The sequence below is a fragment of the Pseudoxanthomonas sp. PXM02 genome, from assembly GCF_014851805.1.
GTDB lineage: Bacteria > Pseudomonadota > Gammaproteobacteria > Xanthomonadales > Xanthomonadaceae > Pseudoxanthomonas_A.
In genome coordinates, this window is sequence record NZ_JACVAK010000002.1 from 796165 (window position 1) to 811396 (window position 15232).

At 67.0% G+C, this 15232-nt stretch carries 17 protein-coding genes; 5 read left to right on the plus strand and 12 right to left on the minus strand.

Translation table 11 applies throughout. The features are described 5' to 3' along the window. Positions 1 to 2 precede the first annotated feature (2 nt). From IB225_RS12440 to IB225_RS12450, 3 genes are read left to right on the plus strand one after another with little or no spacing between them, the layout of a single operon-like run. The gene (locus IB225_RS12440) at positions 3 to 476 is read left to right on the plus strand and encodes a GFA family protein (RefSeq protein WP_192311537.1); all 474 of its coding nucleotides are present in this window, start codon (positions 3 to 5) and stop codon (positions 474 to 476) included. Positions 477 to 527: 51 nt separating this feature from the next. Further along, positions 528 to 1271, plus strand: a complete 744-nt coding sequence (gene rlmB, locus IB225_RS12445) for a 23S rRNA (guanosine(2251)-2'-O)-methyltransferase RlmB (protein WP_192311538.1) — start codon at positions 528 to 530, stop codon at positions 1269 to 1271. 14 nt (positions 1272 to 1285) lie between these two features. Then, a complete protein-coding gene (locus IB225_RS12450) occupies positions 1286 to 2479 on the plus strand; it encodes a P1 family peptidase (protein ID WP_192311539.1) in 1194 nt (397 codons plus the stop codon). A 12-nt stretch (positions 2480 to 2491) separates the two neighbouring features. Here IB225_RS12450 and IB225_RS12455 read toward each other — a convergent pair whose 3' ends face one another. Then, positions 2492 to 3031, minus strand: a complete 540-nt coding sequence (locus tag IB225_RS12455) for an XRE family transcriptional regulator (protein ID WP_225583718.1) — start codon at positions 3029 to 3031, stop codon at positions 2492 to 2494. A 113-nt stretch (positions 3032 to 3144) separates the two neighbouring features. Between IB225_RS12455 and rhtA the strand changes: the two genes are divergently transcribed. After that, positions 3145 to 4032, plus strand: a complete 888-nt coding sequence (gene rhtA, locus IB225_RS12460) for a threonine/homoserine exporter RhtA (RefSeq protein ID WP_192311541.1) — start codon at positions 3145 to 3147, stop codon at positions 4030 to 4032. Here rhtA and IB225_RS12465 read toward each other — a convergent pair whose 3' ends face one another. The 11 genes from IB225_RS12465 to pstS (IB225_RS12515) all read right to left on the minus strand — a co-directional run bounded on the left by IB225_RS12465 (position 4033) and on the right by pstS (IB225_RS12515) (position 13303). Continuing rightward, entirely contained in the window at positions 4033 to 4533 is a 501-nt protein-coding gene (locus tag IB225_RS12465) for an O-acetyl-ADP-ribose deacetylase (protein WP_192311542.1), read from the minus strand. A 22-nt stretch (positions 4534 to 4555) separates the two neighbouring features. Then, the gene (rnt, locus tag IB225_RS12470; RefSeq protein WP_192311543.1) at positions 4556 to 5185 is read right to left on the minus strand and encodes a ribonuclease T; all 630 of its coding nucleotides are present in this window, start codon (positions 5183 to 5185) and stop codon (positions 4556 to 4558) included. Between the two features lie 145 nt (positions 5186 to 5330). Beyond that, the gene (locus IB225_RS12475) at positions 5331 to 6080 is read right to left on the minus strand and encodes a putative DNA-binding domain-containing protein (RefSeq protein ID WP_192311544.1); all 750 of its coding nucleotides are present in this window, start codon (positions 6078 to 6080) and stop codon (positions 5331 to 5333) included. Further along, positions 6073 to 6924, minus strand: a complete 852-nt coding sequence (locus tag IB225_RS12480; protein ID WP_192311545.1) for a DUF692 domain-containing protein — start codon at positions 6922 to 6924, stop codon at positions 6073 to 6075. Before IB225_RS12480 ends, IB225_RS12475 begins: the two co-directional genes overlap by 8 nt. A gap of 51 nt (positions 6925 to 6975) precedes the next feature. Next, the gene (locus IB225_RS12485) at positions 6976 to 7359 is read right to left on the minus strand and encodes a hypothetical protein (RefSeq protein ID WP_225583722.1); all 384 of its coding nucleotides are present in this window, start codon (positions 7357 to 7359) and stop codon (positions 6976 to 6978) included. 153 nt (positions 7360 to 7512) lie between these two features. After that, the gene (gene phoU, locus IB225_RS12490; RefSeq protein ID WP_192311547.1) at positions 7513 to 8220 is read right to left on the minus strand and encodes a phosphate signaling complex protein PhoU; all 708 of its coding nucleotides are present in this window, start codon (positions 8218 to 8220) and stop codon (positions 7513 to 7515) included. A gap of 11 nt (positions 8221 to 8231) precedes the next feature. Further along, complete coding sequence (gene pstB / locus IB225_RS12495) at positions 8232 to 9050, minus strand: phosphate ABC transporter ATP-binding protein PstB (RefSeq protein WP_192311548.1); 819 nt, start codon at positions 9048 to 9050, stop codon at positions 8232 to 8234. Further along, the gene (pstA, locus tag IB225_RS12500) at positions 9043 to 9894 is read right to left on the minus strand and encodes a phosphate ABC transporter permease PstA (protein ID WP_192311549.1); all 852 of its coding nucleotides are present in this window, start codon (positions 9892 to 9894) and stop codon (positions 9043 to 9045) included. Before pstA ends, pstB begins: the two co-directional genes overlap by 8 nt. Further along, a complete protein-coding gene (pstC, locus tag IB225_RS12505) occupies positions 9894 to 10865 on the minus strand; it encodes a phosphate ABC transporter permease subunit PstC (protein ID WP_192311550.1) in 972 nt (323 codons plus the stop codon). Before pstC ends, pstA begins: the two co-directional genes overlap by 1 nt. Positions 10866 to 10983: 118 nt before the next feature. After that, on the minus strand, positions 10984 to 12078 hold the full coding sequence (gene pstS, locus IB225_RS12510; RefSeq protein WP_192311551.1) for a phosphate ABC transporter substrate-binding protein PstS: 1095 nt from the start codon (positions 12076 to 12078) through the stop codon (positions 10984 to 10986). Positions 12079 to 12289: 211 nt separating this feature from the next. Continuing rightward, on the minus strand, positions 12290 to 13303 hold the full coding sequence (pstS, locus tag IB225_RS12515) for a phosphate ABC transporter substrate-binding protein PstS (protein ID WP_192311552.1): 1014 nt from the start codon (positions 13301 to 13303) through the stop codon (positions 12290 to 12292). A 425-nt stretch (positions 13304 to 13728) separates the two neighbouring features. On the opposite strand from pstS (IB225_RS12515), the gene IB225_RS12520 reads away from it, so the two are divergent. Continuing rightward, entirely contained in the window at positions 13729 to 15027 is a 1299-nt protein-coding gene (locus IB225_RS12520) for a porin (protein WP_192311553.1), read from the plus strand. The last annotated feature ends 205 nt before the right edge of the window (positions 15028 to 15232 follow it).

The following is a 15232-nucleotide window of genomic DNA, read 5'->3' on the forward strand; positions in this document are numbered from 1 at the left end:
GCATGGGCGGCGCGGTCCGTACCGGTGGTTGCCAGTGCGGCGCGGTGCGCTTTCGCGTCACCGGCGAACTGACGGACGCGTCGATCTGCCATTGCCGCATGTGCCAGAAGGCGTTCGGTGCGTACTACGCACCGCTGGTGTCCACGCGTGGCGCGCTGCTGGAATGGACGCGCGGCGAGCCGAAGCGATTCCAGTCCTCGAATGTCGTCCGTCGCGGCTTCTGCGCCGACTGCGGGACGCCGCTGACCTATGAGGCACCGGATGGCGTGGCACTGGCGGCGGGGGCGTTCGACGATCCGGTGGGACTGGCGCCTTGGGTGCAGTACGGCGTCGAGGCCAAGCTGCCGTATGTGGATGCCCTGCCGGCCTTGCCGCAGCGGCTGACCGAAGAGGATGAGGCGGCGGCTGTGTTCCTCGCGGGCGTGGTGTCCTTCCAGCACCCGGACCATGACACGACCGCCTGGCCGCCGCGCTGAGCCGGCGGTCGGTGCGATAATGCCGGCCTTTCCAACGCGGCCGTACAGCGCATGAGCAAGCAGAACCAGTGGATCGTCGGCGTCAACGCGGTGGCCTCGGCCATCGAGAACGATGCCGACAACGTGCGCGAGGTGCTGGTCGAAGGCGGCAGCAAGAACGCGCGCCTGACCGAGATTGAAGAGAACGCGCGCCGCAAGGGCATCGACGTGCGCCGCGTTACCGGGCAGGCGCTGGATGGCGTGGCCGGCTCGCTGCGCCACCAGGGCGTGGCGGCGCGCTATGCCGCTGCAAGGACCTGGGACGAAGACGAACTGCAGGGCCTGGTGGAAGCCGCCGAGGGCAAGGCGCTGCTGCTGGTGCTGGACGGCGTGCAGGACCCGCACAACCTGGGCGCCTGCCTGCGCAGCGCCGCGGCCGCGGGTGTCACCGCGGTGATCATCCCCAAGGACAAGTCGGTCGGCGTCAACGCCACCGTGCGCAAGACCTCGGCCGGTGCCGCCGACCGTATCCCGGTCGTGCAGGTGACCAACCTGTCGCGCTGCCTGCGCGACCTGCAGCAGCTCGGCGTGTGGATCTACGGCCTGGCCGGCGAAGCGGACGCGTCGCTGTATTCCATCGACCTGAGAGGCAACGTGGCGCTGGCGCTGGGTGGCGAAGCCGATGGCCTGCGCCGCCTGACGCGTGAACACTGCGACGGGCTGGTGAAGATCCCCATGCCCGGCGACATCGAAAGCCTCAACGTCTCGGTCGCGGCCGGCATCACGCTGTTCGAGGCTGTCCGCCAGCGCCAGTAAGCAAGGAACCCCGCATGAGCAAGGAACGCTGCACGATCCTCCGCTGCCTGATCGCCTTGTCGCTGGTGGCGTGTTCCTTCTCTGCGGTCGCTCGCGACGACGCGCGCGTCCGTGCACGCGACCTCGGGGTCGCTCCCGGCATCTTCGCCCCGGGTACGCACAACGCCATCACCGATGTCGCCGGCGTGCGCGTCGGGCAGGTGACGCTGAAGGAAGGCGACACCGTCCGTACCGGTGTCACCGCGATCCTGCCGCATCCCGGCAACGTCTACCGCTCGCGGGTGCCCGCGGCGCTGCATGTCGGCAACGGCTTCGGCAAGTTCATCGGCAGCACCCAGGTCAACGAACTGGGCGAACTGGAAACGCCGATCCTGCTGACCTGCACACTGTGCGTGTGGAAGGCCGCCGATGCGATGGCCGACTGGATGCTGGCCCAGCCCGACATGCAGCAGGTGCGCTCGCTCAACGTGGTGGTCGGCGAAACCAACGACGGCGGCCTCAACGACATCCGCGCACGCCCGGTTACGGCCGATGCGGTGCGCCACGCGCTGGAATCCGCGAAAGAAGGCGCCGTGCAGGAAGGCAGCGTCGGCGCCGGTACCGGCACGGTGGCGTTCGGCTGGAAGGGCGGCATCGGCACGTCGTCGCGCAGGCTGCCCGCGTCGCTGGGCGGCTGGACGGTCGGCGTGCTGGTGCAGAGCAATTTCGGTGGCGTGCTGCAGGTATCGGGCGCACCGGTCGGACGCGAACTGGATCGCTACGCGTTCCAGAATGCGGTCGCCCTGCAGGCCGACGACCGTCATGGACTTGCGGATGACCGCGGCGACGGCTCGATCATCATCGTCATCGCCACCGATGCGCCGCTCAGCGACCGCAATCTCCGTCGCCTCGCTTCGCGCGGCATGATGGGACTGGGTCGCACCGGCAGTTCCGCGTCCAACGGAAGCGGCGACTATGTGCTGGCGTTTTCGACGGCGGAGTCGGTCCGCCGCACGTTCGACGCCCCGCGTCTTGAGACCTCGGAACTGGCCAACGAGCAGACGAGCGCCGTCTTCCAGGCCAGCGTCGACGCGGTGGAAGAGGCGATCTACAACTCGCTGTTCATGGCGACCACGGTCAGCGGCAATGGCGAGACCGTCGAGGCGATCCCGCTGGATCGCCTGCGCGAGATCCTGCGCCGGCACGGCATCACTCCGCCGGCGAAGTAGGTCTTCAGCGTTTCAGTGCACGACGTTGCGGATAAAGCGCAGCGGCGTGTCGCCGTCGTTGCGGTAGGCGTAGTCGCGATCGCTGGGGAAGACGAAGAAGTCGCCAGCCGCGACGATCTGCTCGCCGTCCGGCAGTTCGATCACCAGGTTGCCCTCGATGACGAAGAACATCTCGTGCCAGCCGGCCGGATCGGCCGCCGAGGTGTAGCGGTCGCCGGGCATCAGCGTCCACGCCCACAGCTCGACATCGTGCGTGGCCGGCGCGGTCGCCAGCAGCACGCCCTGCGACCCCGGCGTGCGACCGCTCCAGGCCAGCGCCTCGATGCGGTCCAGGCCCGGCGCACTTGGCGGTTTCACCAGGTCCGCAAACGTCACCTTCAGCGCTTCGGCGATGCGGTCCAGCGTGTTGAGGCTGACGTTCGCATCGCCGGACTCGATCCCGACCAGCATGCGGCGGGAGACGTCCGCGGCGACCGACAGGGCCTGCTGGCTGAGGCCTGCATCTGTCCGCAGGCGGCGAATATTCTCGGCAACGTGTTCCAGCACACTCATGGGCAGGGGTTGCGCACTATATTGCGCATCCGGTAAGCTTCGGTCTGCGCAATATAGTGCGCAATCCATTCCCCCTTCAAGCCGGCGCAACGGCGCCCGCAGGCAGTGCCGTCATGTCGTCCCCGAATTCCCATGCTCCCGTCCATTGGCAGCCGATCGCGCTGCTGCTCGTCGCCATGCTCTCCATCCAGGCGGGCGCCTCGATGGCGAAGAGTCTGTTTCCGGCGGTGGGTGCCACCGGCGCGACGGCGCTGCGACTGGCACTGGCCACGCTGATCCTGGTGATCGTGTTCCGGCCATGGCGCATGCGCGTGACGCGGGAGCAGTGGCCGCTGTTGCTGTTCTATGGCGCTTCACTGGGCCTGATGAACCTGCTGTTCTACAAGTCGCTGGAAACCGTGCCGCTGGGCATCGCGGTCGCGCTGGAATTCACCGGCCCGCTGGCAGTCGCGCTGTTCGGTTCGCGCCACCTGCGTGACGTGATCTGGGTGGTGCTCGCGGTCGTCGGCCTGGTGCTGCTGGTGCCGGAGCAGGGCGCCGAGGCGCTGGATCCTGTCGGTGCGGCCTACGCGCTCGGCGCCGGCGCTTGCTGGGCGATGTACATCGTGTTCGGCCAGAAGGCGGGCAACGCACACGGGCCGCAGACGGTCGCGATAGGCAGCTGCATCGCGGCCGCGGTCGCGGTGCCGTTCGGCGTGGCGCATGCCGGTGCCGCGCTGCTGGCGCCCGCATTGCTGCCGGTCGCGCTGGCGGTGGCGCTGCTGTCCACCGCGATTCCGTACAGCCTGGAGATGGTGGCGCTGACGAAGATGCCGACGCGCACCTTCGGCATGCTGATGAGCCTGGAGCCGGCTATCGCCGCCCTTTGTGGCCTGCTGTTCCTGCACGAGCGCCTGTCGATGCTGCAGTGGCTGGCGATCGCGGCGATCATCATCGCGTCCGCTGGCGCGGCGATGACCTCGCGCCCGCCCGTGCAGACGGCGGCCAACGGTGAAGCGTAGTCAGGCGAGCAAGGCCTGGTAGATCGCCAGGTCGTCGCCGGAGAAGCAGCAGAAGGTCACGTCCGGCGGTTCGGACGCTGCCGACAATGTCGCGCGCACTGTGTCGACCGCGACACGCGCGGCAGCGTCCGCGGGATAACCGAAGATGCCGGTGCTGATGCACGGAAACGCGATGCTGTGCAGGCCGTGCTTCTCCGCCAGCGCCAGGCTGTTGCGATAGCACGCGGCGAGCAGTGCCGGCTCGCCCTGGTCACCGCCACGCCAGACCGGGCCGACGGTATGGATCACATGACGCGCCGGCAGGCGATACCCCTTGGTGATCTTCGCCTCGCCGGTCTTGCAGCCACCGAGCAGCCGGCATTCGTGCATCAGGTCTGGGCCGGCCGCGCGATGGATCGCACCATCCACGCCGCCGCCACCGAGCAGCGAACTGTTCGCCGCGTTGACGATGGCGTCGACGTCGAGCGTGGTGATGTTGGCCTGGATCGCGGTCAATCGCATGACGCCGTCCCGAAGCGAGGTGTCAGCCCAATGGCTTCGGCCACATGTTCACGATGTTGCAGAACAGGCGCGCGGTCTGTTCGGCGTCGTAGACGGCCGAATGCGCATCCTCCGCGTTCCAGTCGAAGCCGGCCGCCTGTACCGCGCGGGCGAGGACCGTCTGGCCGTAGGCCACGCCCGCCAGCGTCACCGTGTCGAACACGCTGAAGGGATGGAACGGATTGCGCTTGTGCGCCACGCGCGCGACCGCGGCGTTGAGGAAGTTGAGGTCGAAGTGCGCGTTGTGGCCGACCAGGATCGCGCGCTGGCAACCGTGCTTCTTCACCGCGGCGCGGACCGGCGCGAAGACATGGTCCAGCGCATCCTTCTCGTGCTTGGCGAAACGGAACGGATGATCCAGGTCGATGCCGGTGACTTCCAGCGACTTCGGATCGATCTCGGTGCCCGGCGCAGGATGCAGGTGGACGCTCGACGTCGTGCCGCAGACCAGCAGGCCGTTCTCGTCCAGGTCCAGCGGCACCGCCGCCAGTTCCAGCAGGGCGTGCTTGTTCCAGTCGAAGCCGCCGGTCTCCACGTCCACCACCACGGGCAGGTAGCCGCGGAAGCGTTGGGCCATGGGGGTGATGCGGGCGGCTTCGGGGGTGTTTTCCATGCGGGAAAGGGTAGCAGAGGGCAGGGACGCTTCCTTGGCTGGGAGCCCAACCGCGACCCGGGTTTCATTCCTGTGGGAGCGACGTCCGTCGCGATACGCGGACTGCAGGCTGGCAGGCAATCGCGACTGACGTCGCTCCCACAGATCAGATACGGGGGATCGTCCCCAACACCGTGCCTTCCTCGCGCATGCGGGTGAGCATCGCGGCGCCCTGCTCGACGAAAGCGGGTACGTCGTCCACGCCGGCCTCCGCGGCCAGCTGACGCAGGGCGTCGGCCCCTGTGCGGCCGCCTTCGCCCAAGAGTTCGACCAGTCGGTACACCAGCGGCGAGATCGCCGCGAACCGCACCTGGTAGCCGGCATCGCGACGCACCAGCAGCAGTGTCGGCTCGGTCGGAGGCACATCGGGCTGGAAGTCCGGGCCGATGCGATGCACGGGCCACTGGTAGGCCAGCGCCCAGGCGAAAGGCGATGGCACCGGTTCGCCGGCCAGCAGGTTGCCGTCGGCGACATGGGCAGGCACCACGTCGTCCGCGATCTGCAGCGCAAGCTCGACCCACTCGTAGTGCGCCAGTTCGCGCAACCACGGCGGCAGCGCGTTGTCGTCGCGCGTTTCCAGGTAGCGGATGAACTCGCGTGCTATCTCCGGGAACAGCGGTGTGTGGCTGCGATGCGTGGCATAGAACTGGCGCACGAGTGCGCGCCACGCCTCATCGCCCAGCGTCTTGCGGATCACTGGGAAATTGCCGGACAGCAGGCCTTCGATGTTGTTGAAGAACAGGTCGCGGTAGATGGCGAGGCGGCGGTCTTCGATGCCGGGCGGCGGCGGATGCGACGACGGATCGCGCAGATGGCGCGACAGCGAGAACTGCTGGTCGTGCAGGGTCTCAGCCATGTGTTGTACGCGCAGCTGCGCCTGCGTGCGCAGACTGGAGCTCGCGGATGCGTCGCGCTTCCGCAGCCAGTTCGGCCATCGGCGGGAAGTTGAAGTCGCGCTCCAGCAGCGTGGGACGTACGCCGTGGGTGGCGTAGGCCATCGACAGCAGCGACCACACGTCGTCCTTTACCGGCGCGCCGTGCGTATCGACCTTCAGATCGTCGGCTTCGTCGTAATGACCGGCGACGTGGTAGGACGCGATCCGCGCCGACGGCATGCGCGCAAGGAAGGTGCGTGCGTCGTAGCCGTGGTTGATCGCGTTGACGTAGATGTTGTTGACGTCCAGCAGCAGGTCGCAATCGGCTTCGTCGAGGATCGCGGTGACGAAGTCGATTTCCGACATCGCCTGGTAGGGCGCGGCATAGTAGGAGACGTTCTCCACCGCGATGCGCCGGCCCAGTGCGTCCTGCGCCTGGCGGATGCGGGCCGCCACGTGATGCACGGCCTCGTCGGTGAACGGGATCGGCATCAGGTCGTACAGATGACCGTCGTCGCTGCAGTAGCTCAGGTGTTCGCTGTACAGCGCGACGTCGTGCTGGTCGAGGAACCGCCGCGTACGCGCGAGAAAGGTATCGTCCAGCGGCGAGACGCCGCCGAGCGACAGCGACAGCCCGTGGCAGGTCAGCGGATGACGGGAAGACAGCGTCTGCAGGGCTTCGCCGTAGCGGCCGCCGACGCCGATCCAGTTGTCGGGCGCGCATTCGAGGAAGTCGAACGTGCCCGCCGGCGCCTCCAGCAGGTCATCCAGCAGGACGCGTCGCAGGCCAAGGCCGGCGGTGTCGGAAGGAAGCGGAACACTCATGTGGATGAGCCTGCGGGTCCCGGCGCATTACCGGGACCCGCACGGAAGGGCTTACTTGGTGCCTTCGGTCTTCTTGTCGCCGCCGCACTTGCCCTCGCCACACTTGCCCTCGGCACCCTTGGCGCCGGCATGGGCCTTGTGTTCGGCCGCGTCGATGAAGCCGTCCTTGTTGGTGTCGATCTCGGCGAACTTGGCCGCCTTGTCCGGATGCGCGGCGGTGAACTCGGCCTCCGAGACCTTGCCGTCCTTGTCGGTGTCGGCCTTGGCCAGACCACACTTGCCTTCACCGCATTTGCCTTCGCCGGCCTTGGCGGTTTCGCCGGCCGCGAGCAGGTAACCCTGTGCCAGCGGTTCCATCGCGAACGCGGAACCGGTCAGGGCGAGGCCGCCGACCAGGGCGATGGCGACAGCGGCGGGCTTGTTCGTCTTGGACATCGTCATGCTCTCCAATGGGGTGCGACGGGGGCCGCACGGGAAGTGGCGACAGTGTAGACGTTGTGCGTTAGGCGGCCGTATGCGGCCCACTGAATGCAGACGCCCCGCGTGGAAGCGGGGCGTCTGCGGTGCTGCAATGCGGAAGATCCGCGGTCAGACCGCCGTGGTGCTGGTCTCGTCGCGCTTGTCGCGCGGCGGCAGCGGCTGCTCGCCATGCACCAGGAACCAGACGTTCTCGGCGATGTTGGTGGCGTGGTCGCCGATGCGCTCCAGGTTCTTCGCCATGAACAGCAGGTGCGTGCACGGCGTGATGTTGCGCGGATCTTCCATCATGTAGGTCAGCAGCTCGCGGAACAGTGCGGTGTAATGCGCGTCGAGTTCCGCATCGCGTGCGCGCACCTGCACCGCCTGCTCGGCGTCGCTGGTCTGGTAGGCCGCCAGTGCATCGCGTACCTGGCGCGCCGCCAGCTTGCCGAGCGCGCGCAGGCCGGTGATCTGCGGCATCGGCGGCGCCAGGTTCAGCGCGATCGAACGCTTGGCCACGTTGGCGGCGTAGTCGCCGATGCGTTCGATGTCGGCCGGGATGCGCAGGCCGGCGAGGATCACCCGCAAGTCGCGCGCCATCGGGCCGCGCAGTGCGAGTTGCATCAGGTCATGGCTGACCTGGTGTTCGATCGCGTCGATGGCTTCGTCGTTGGCGATGATCCGCTGCGCGGCCTTGTCGTCGCGGCGTTCGACCACGTCCATCGCGGCCTCCAGCTGCGCGACGGCGGTTTCGCCCATGCGCACGATTTCCGCGACCACGCGGCGCTGTTCTTCGTCGTAGCTCTTCACGATGTGCTCGTGTGGTTGGGTATTCATGGATGGCATCCTTAGCCGAACCGGCCGGTGATGTAGTCTTCGGTCTGCTGCTTGCCGGGGTTGGAGAAGATCGTCGACGTGGCGTCGTGCTCGACCAGCTCGCCCAGGTACATGAAGGCCGTGTAGTCGGACACGCGCGCCGCCTGCTGCATGTTGTGCGTGACGATGGCGATCGTGTACTGGTGCTTCAGCTCTTCGATCAACTGCTCGATCTTGCTGGTCGAGATGGGATCCAGCGCCGAGGTCGGCTCGTCCAGCAGGATCACGTCCGGACGCAGCGCGACCGCGCGCGCGATGCACAGGCGCTGCTGCTGGCCGCCGGACAGGCCCAGCGCGCTCTGCTTCAGCTTGTCCTTGGCCTCTTCCCACAGGGCGGCCTGGCGCAGCGCCTGCTCGACGCGCACGTCCATGTCGGCCTTGTTGAGGCGCTCGTGGTGGCGGATGCCGTACGCGACGTTTTCATAGATCGTCATCGGGAACGGCACCGGCTTCTGGAACACCATGCCGACCTTGCTGCGCAGGCGGTTCATCGGGTACTTGGCGTCGAGGATGTTGTCGCCGTCCAGCAGCACCTCGCCCTTGGCATGCAGCTTCGGGTACAGCGAGTAGATGCGGTTGAAGATGCGCAGCAGGGTGGACTTGCCGCAACCGGAAGGACCGATCAGCGCGGTGACGCGCTTTTCCGGAATCTCCAGGTTGATGTTCTTCAGCGCGTGGAAGTCGCCGTAGTAGAAGTCCAGGCCCTTCGCCGCCAGCTTCACGCTGGCCGGCGCGGACAGGTCGTCGTGGCGCTGCGGCGTCACCACGGCAATGCGGGCGGCGTCATTCATGGGTCACCTTGTTTCGAAGAAGGATGGTTCGCGCAATCAGGCTGAGCACCAGCACCATGCCGGTGACGAGGAAGGCGCCGGCCCAGGCCAGCGAGTTCCAGGAGTCGTACGGGCTCATCGCGTACTGGAAGATCACCATGGGCAGGTTGGCCATGGACTGGTTGAGGTCCGTGCTCCAGAACTGGTTGTTGAAGGCGGTGAACAGCAGCGGGGCGGTTTCGCCGCTGATGCGCGCCAGCGCCAGCAGGATGCCGGTGACGATGCCCGGCAGCGCCGATCGCATCAGCACCTGGGTGGTGACCTTCCATTGCGGCACGCCCAGCGACAGCGCGGCCTCGCGCATCTGCTGCGGCACCAGCCGCAGCATCTCGTCGGTGGTGCGCACGATCACCGGCAGCGCGATGAACGCCAGCGCCACCGCACCGGCCCACGCCGAGTAGTGGCCCATCTGCGCCACCATCACGGTGTAGATGAAGAGGCCCAGCACGATGGACGGCGCCGACAGCAGGATGTCGTTGACGAAGCGGACGGTCTCGCCCAGCCAGTGCTTGTTGGCGTACTCGGCCAGGTAGGTGCCGGCGGCGATGCCGATCGGCGTGCCCAGCACGATGGCCAGCAGGCTGATCACCACGCTGCCGAACAGCGCGTTGGCCAGGCCGCCGGGTTCGTTCGGCGGCGGCGTCATCTGGGTGAACAGGTCCAGGTTCAGGCTGCCCATGCCCTTGGTGATCGTGGTCCAGAGGATCCACACCAGCCACATCAGGCCGAACATCGCCGCGGCGATGGACAGCGACAGCGCGGCGACGTTCTTGACCTTGCGCCACGTATAGAGCGAAGCGGACATCAGTTGCCCTCCCGCTTGGCGAGCTGGCGCAGCATCAGGCGGGCGATCGCCAGCACGATGAAGGTCAGCACGAACAGGGTGAAGCCGAGCAGCAGCAGCGAGCCCTTGTGCAGCGGATCGGTGGCTTCGGCGAACTCATTGGCGATGGTCGCCGCGATCGAGGTGCCGGGTTCCAGCAGCGCCAGACTGATCGCGTAGGCGTTGCCGATGACGAAGGTCACCGCCATCGTCTCGCCCAGCGCGCGGCCCAGGCCGAGGAACACGCCGCCGATCACCGCCGAGCGGGTGTAGGGCAGCACGATGTCCCAGACCACTTCCCACTTGGTCGAGCCCAGTGCGTAGGCCGATTCCTTCAGACGGCCCGGCACGGTCAGGAAGACTTCGCGCATCACCGAGGAGATGAAGGGGATCACCATGATCGCCAGCACCAGGCCGGCGGTCATCATGCCGATGCCCAACGGCGGGCCCGACAGCAGCACGCCGACCAGCGGCAGCTGGCCGAGGTTGTCGTTGATCCAGGGGTAGACGTGTTCGCTCAGCTGCGGCGCCAGTACGAACAGGCCCCACATGCCGTAGATGATCGAGGGGATGCCGGCCAGCAGTTCGATGGCCATGCCGACCGGACCGCGCATCCAGGCCGGTGCGACTTCGGTCAGGAACACCGCGATGCCGAAGCTCACCGGCACCGCGATCAGCATGGCGATGCCGGCGCTGACCAGCGTGCCGAAGATCGGCACCAGCGCGCCGAACTCGCGCGTACCGACATTCCAGTCGGTGCTGGTGAAGAAACCCAGGCCGAAGGTCTGCAGGGCCTCGCGGCCGCCCCACAGCATCGACAGGGCGGCGGCGATCAGCGAAATCAGGACGAACAGGCCGGCGCCGGTGAGCGCGAGCCGGAACAACCGGTCGGCGCGCGCGTCTTTCGCAGTGCGCACGTCCGTCAGGGAAGCGGGGAGGGCGGTGGCGTTCATGCAACCCGGGAGGTGGGGGAGGGGCGGTTGGCGCGTGAAGAGCTAGTGCACGGTGGTGCGGTTACCGCGTGATGACAGCGGGCCGCCCGGATGGACGGCCCGCGCGGTGGCGTCGGGATCAGAGCTTGATCTCGGTGCTCCAGTACTGCTCGATCTGGCCGACCAGTTCAGGCGGCAGCGGCACGTAATCCAGTTCGTTGGCCTGCGCCTGGCCCTGCTCGTAGGCCCACTTGAAGAACTCCAGCGTGTGCTTCGCCTTGGTCGCATCCTTGGGCTGCTTGTAAACCAGGATGAAGTTGGTCGCGGTGATCGGCCACGCCTGCTCGCCCGGCGCGTTGGTGATGACCAGGTTGAAGTCCTTCGCGTTTGCCCAGTCGGCGCTGGCCGCGGCGGCGGCGAAGCTCTCGGGAGTCGGCTTCACGAACTGGCCGGCCGCGTTCTGCAGCGAGGCGTACGACATGTTGTTCTGTTCGGCGTAGGCCAGTTCGACGTAGCCGATCGAACCCTTCAGCTGGCGCACGTAGGCGGCGACGCCTTCGTTGCCCTTGCCGCCCACGCCGCCCGGCCAGTTGACCGAGGTGCCTTCGCCGACCTTCGCCTTCCAGTCCTGGCTGACCTTGGACAGGTAGTTGACGAAGTTGAAGGTGGTGCCCGACCCGTCGGAGCGGTGCACGGTGTTGATCTTGCCGGAAGGCAGGGTCACGCCCGGGTTCAGCGCGACGATGGCCGGGTCGTTCCAGGTGGTGATCTTGTGCAGGAAGATGTCGGCCAGCACGGTGCCGTTGAGCTTCAGCTGGCCCGGCTGCAGGCCTTCAACGTTGATGACCGGCACCACGCCGCCGATAACCGACGGGAACTGGGCCAGGCCGGCCTGCGCCAGCTCTTCCGACGACAGCGGCTTGTCGGACGAACCGAAATCGACCGTCGCGGCCTTGATCTGGGCGATGCCGCCACCGGAGCCGATGGACTGGTAGTTGATCTTGGCGCCGGTGGACTTGTTGTAGTCCGTGGACCAGCGGGCCATCAGCGGATAGATGAACGATGCGCCTGCGCCGGTGAGTTCGGCGGAGATCTGCTGCGCGCCGGCAGCGGCCGGGGCGGCGGCGTCACCGGCCGGGGTGGCGGCCGGGGCGTCGGTCTTTCCGCCGCAGGCGGCGGCGAAGAAGGCGGTGGCCAGGGCCAGCGTGGCCAGGCGGGCGGAGCGGATGTGCATGGACTCTCCAGACGGGTCGTTTGTGATCCACGCTATGAAATGATGTTTTTGTTACAGCGTGATGACATCACGGTCTCGCGCTGTCATGCGACGCGGTGGCGGGCGACAGGCAAAAAGAAAGCGGGCCCGAAGGCCCGCCAGGGGTGGAGCGGCGCGGGAGGGAGCGCCACCCCGGTGCCGGCACGGGGAGAGACCGAGCCGGCGGGTCCGATCAGTACTTCAGGTTGGCCTTCCAGTAGGTCTCGATCTGCTGGACCAGGGCCGGCGGCAGCGGGACGTAGTCCAGCGACTTGGCCTGGGCGTCGCCATTGGCGTAGACCCAGCGGAAGAAGTCGCGTGCGTCCTTGTTGCCCTTCTTCGGCGCCTTGTACATCAGGATGAAGTTGGTGGCGGTGATCGGCCAGGACTGCGCGCCCGGGGCGTTGGTCATCACCAGGTAGAAGTCCTTCGACTTGCCCCACTCGGCGCTGGCGGCCGCGGCGGCGAAGCTCTCTTCGCTCGGCTGCACGAACTGGCCAGCGGCATTCTTCAGGCTGGCATAGGCCATCTTGTTCTGCAGCGCGTAGGACAGTTCGACGTAGCCGATGCCGCCCTTGATCTGCTTCACGTACGCGGCAACGCCTTCGTTGCCCTTGCCGCCCACGCCGGTCGGCCACTGCACGGTGGTGCCTTCACCGACCTTGGTCTTCCACTCCGGGCTGACCTTGGACAGGTAGTTGACGAAGTTGAAGGTGGTGCCCGAACCGTCCGAACGGCGCACGACGGTGATGCGCTGCGCCGGCAGGGTCACGCCCGGGTTCAGGGCGGCGATGGCCGGGTCGTTCCAGGTCTTGATGGTGCCCAGGAAGATGTTCGCCAGCGTCGGGCCGTCCAGCTTCAGCTGGCCCGGCTTCAGGCCGGCCACGTTCAGCACCGGCACCACGCCGCCGATCACCGACGGGAACTGCGCCAGTCCGTACTTGGCCAGCTCTTCCGGCTTCAGCGGGGCGTCGGACGAACCGAAATCCACCGTGCCGGCCTTGATCTGCGCGATGCCGCCGCCCGAACCGATCGACTGGTAGTTGACGCGGTTGTTGGTCGACTTGGCGTAGTCGGCGGACCACTTGGTCATCACCGGATACACGAACGACGCGCCGGCGCCGGTCACGTCGGCGGCGAACGCCTGCGCCGAGAAGGCCGAGGCGAGCGCGAGCAGCGCGACGCGGGATTTGATCGAGTTGAGCACGGAAATCTCCTGGGAGAAGGCAGGGTGGAAGGACGGGGCATGCCCGTTGGGTGGCCATTCCACGACGTTTGTGTGACAGCCCCGTGTCGGCATTGCGACAGTCCCGTGACGCCGGGCGCGCATGCGCGCCGGCAGTCCGTGGCCGCATGGCGAAGAAGAAAGAGGGTGGACGCCTCGGGTTGCCTGTGACGGATCCGGCTGGCCGTCGTTCGGCACATACATATAGAGCGCGTCTTGCGTGCTCGGCCCGTCCGCGCCGTATTCCTCGATGCGCTGTCACATGTCGGTCATGAAACTCACATGTGACTGAAAGATTTCACTCCCATCCTTTAGCGCATCTTTGACGGGCGCTTAATGATTTCCGAAGGGAAACGCCGCGTCCGCGAAGCCTGCGCTTTTACCCATTTTCCACTCGGAGAGTCACCATGCGTTATTCCCTCCTGGCCGCCGCGCTTGCCGTCGCCATGGGCAGCACCAGCTTCTCGGCGTCCGCCGCCGACTCCCGCGATCAGACGATCGCCGAACTGAAGGCGCAGCTGGAAGCGCTGTCGGCCAAGGTGGCCGAGCTGGAAGAGCGCAGCGACGCGCAGTCCGACGTCAACATCGACACCGCCGCGCAGCTGGACAAGATCACCACCGGCTCGCCGAAGGTCGACACCAAGGGCGGCCTGAAGATCACGTCGGCCGACGGCAAATTCGAAGCCAGCGTCGGTGGCCGCATCCACTTCGACACCTATGCCTTCGACCGCGACCTGGCCAGCACCACCGGCACCACCGAGTTCCGTCGCGCACGCCTGACCCTGCAGGGCAAGGCCTACGGCTGGGAATACAAGATGGAGAACGATTTCGGCGCCGGCGGCGGCCTGGACGGCTTCCGTGACGTCTACATCGCCAAGTCCGCGCTGGGCGGCAAGTTCACCATCGGTCACTTCAAGCCCTACCGCGCGATGGAAGAACTGACCAGCTCCAACGAACTGCTGACCATGGAGCGTCCGTTCGCTTCGGCGACCGGTCTGTTCTCCGGTCGCCAGTTCCAGCAGGGCGTGGGCTACCTGCGCGCCGGCGAGAACTACACCGCCGGCCTGAGCGTGTTCAACCTGCGCGGTGCCGCCGGCACGCGCAACGAAGGCATGGGTGCCGCCGGTCGCGTGACCTTCGCGCCGATCAACACCGACAACAACACCCTGCACTTCGGCGCGTGGTACAGCTTCGAAGACAACAACCTGGGTTCGGCCGACCTGGTCGCCACCTCGAACTACGCCGGTCGTCGCGGTCCGTCGCAGGTCATCGCCACCACCACCGGCGCCAGCCGCAACACCGTCGACGTGATGGCGGTGGAAGCCGCCGGCTCGTTCGGCCCGGCCTTCTTCCAGGCCGAGTACGCCGACGCCACCTACGGCCAGCCGCTGGGTCGCGACCAGGACGTCAAGACGTACTACGTGCAGGGCAGCTTCATGCTCAACGGCGGTCACAAGCCGTACAAGGGCGGCACCGGCGTGTTCGGTTCGCCGAAGGTCGCCGACAAGGGCCTGTGGGAGCTGACCGGTCGCTACGACTACGTCGAGAACGAGACGCTGAACCGCGAGGTCACCAGCTGGATCCTCGGCATGAACTACTACGTCAACCCGAACCTGCGCTTCATGTTCAACTACACGCAGGGCGACAACGAAGTCACCGGCGACGAAACCGCGCAGTACGCGCTGCGTACGCAGTTCAGCTGGTAATCCACGACGCGCGGCCGCGTGCCGCCATCGCGTGAACGCAGGGCCCGGGATCGTCTCCCGGGCCCTGTCGTTTCCGGAACCCGGGTCCCGGCGACCATGACGATTGGCAGGGGTCCGTCGCGCGCCACGCAGAGACACTGGAAGGCGGCCCCGGGACCTGTCCCGGTGGCGCAGGGACGGGGATCCTTTCAGAACCAGGGGGCGT

Coding starts and splice junctions, on each gene's coding strand:
- IB225_RS12440 (WP_192311537.1), top strand. CDS start 3: ATGGGCGGCGCGGTCCGTACCGGTGGTTGCCAGTGCGGCGCGGTGCGC.
- rlmB (WP_192311538.1), top strand. CDS start 528: ATGAGCAAGCAGAACCAGTGGATCGTCGGCGTCAACGCGGTGGCCTCG.
- IB225_RS12450 (WP_192311539.1), top strand. CDS start 1,286: ATGAGCAAGGAACGCTGCACGATCCTCCGCTGCCTGATCGCCTTGTCG.
- IB225_RS12455 (WP_225583718.1), bottom strand. CDS start 3,031: ATGAGTGTGCTGGAACACGTTGCCGAGAATATTCGCCGCCTGCGGACA.
- rhtA (WP_192311541.1), top strand. CDS start 3,145: ATGTCGTCCCCGAATTCCCATGCTCCCGTCCATTGGCAGCCGATCGCG.
- IB225_RS12465 (WP_192311542.1), bottom strand. CDS start 4,533: ATGCGATTGACCGCGATCCAGGCCAACATCACCACGCTCGACGTCGAC.
- rnt (WP_192311543.1), bottom strand. CDS start 5,185: ATGGAAAACACCCCCGAAGCCGCCCGCATCACCCCCATGGCCCAACGC.
- IB225_RS12475 (WP_192311544.1), bottom strand. CDS start 6,080: ATGGCTGAGACCCTGCACGACCAGCAGTTCTCGCTGTCGCGCCATCTG.
- IB225_RS12480 (WP_192311545.1), bottom strand. CDS start 6,924: ATGAGTGTTCCGCTTCCTTCCGACACCGCCGGCCTTGGCCTGCGACGC.
- IB225_RS12485 (WP_225583722.1), bottom strand. CDS start 7,359: ATGTCCAAGACGAACAAGCCCGCCGCTGTCGCCATCGCCCTGGTCGGC.
- phoU (WP_192311547.1), bottom strand. CDS start 8,220: ATGAATACCCAACCACACGAGCACATCGTGAAGAGCTACGACGAAGAA.
- pstB (WP_192311548.1), bottom strand. CDS start 9,050: ATGAATGACGCCGCCCGCATTGCCGTGGTGACGCCGCAGCGCCACGAC.
- pstA (WP_192311549.1), bottom strand. CDS start 9,894: ATGTCCGCTTCGCTCTATACGTGGCGCAAGGTCAAGAACGTCGCCGCG.
- pstC (WP_192311550.1), bottom strand. CDS start 10,865: ATGAACGCCACCGCCCTCCCCGCTTCCCTGACGGACGTGCGCACTGCG.
- pstS (WP_192311551.1), bottom strand. CDS start 12,078: ATGCACATCCGCTCCGCCCGCCTGGCCACGCTGGCCCTGGCCACCGCC.
- IB225_RS12520 (WP_192311553.1), top strand. CDS start 13,729: ATGCGTTATTCCCTCCTGGCCGCCGCGCTTGCCGTCGCCATGGGCAGC.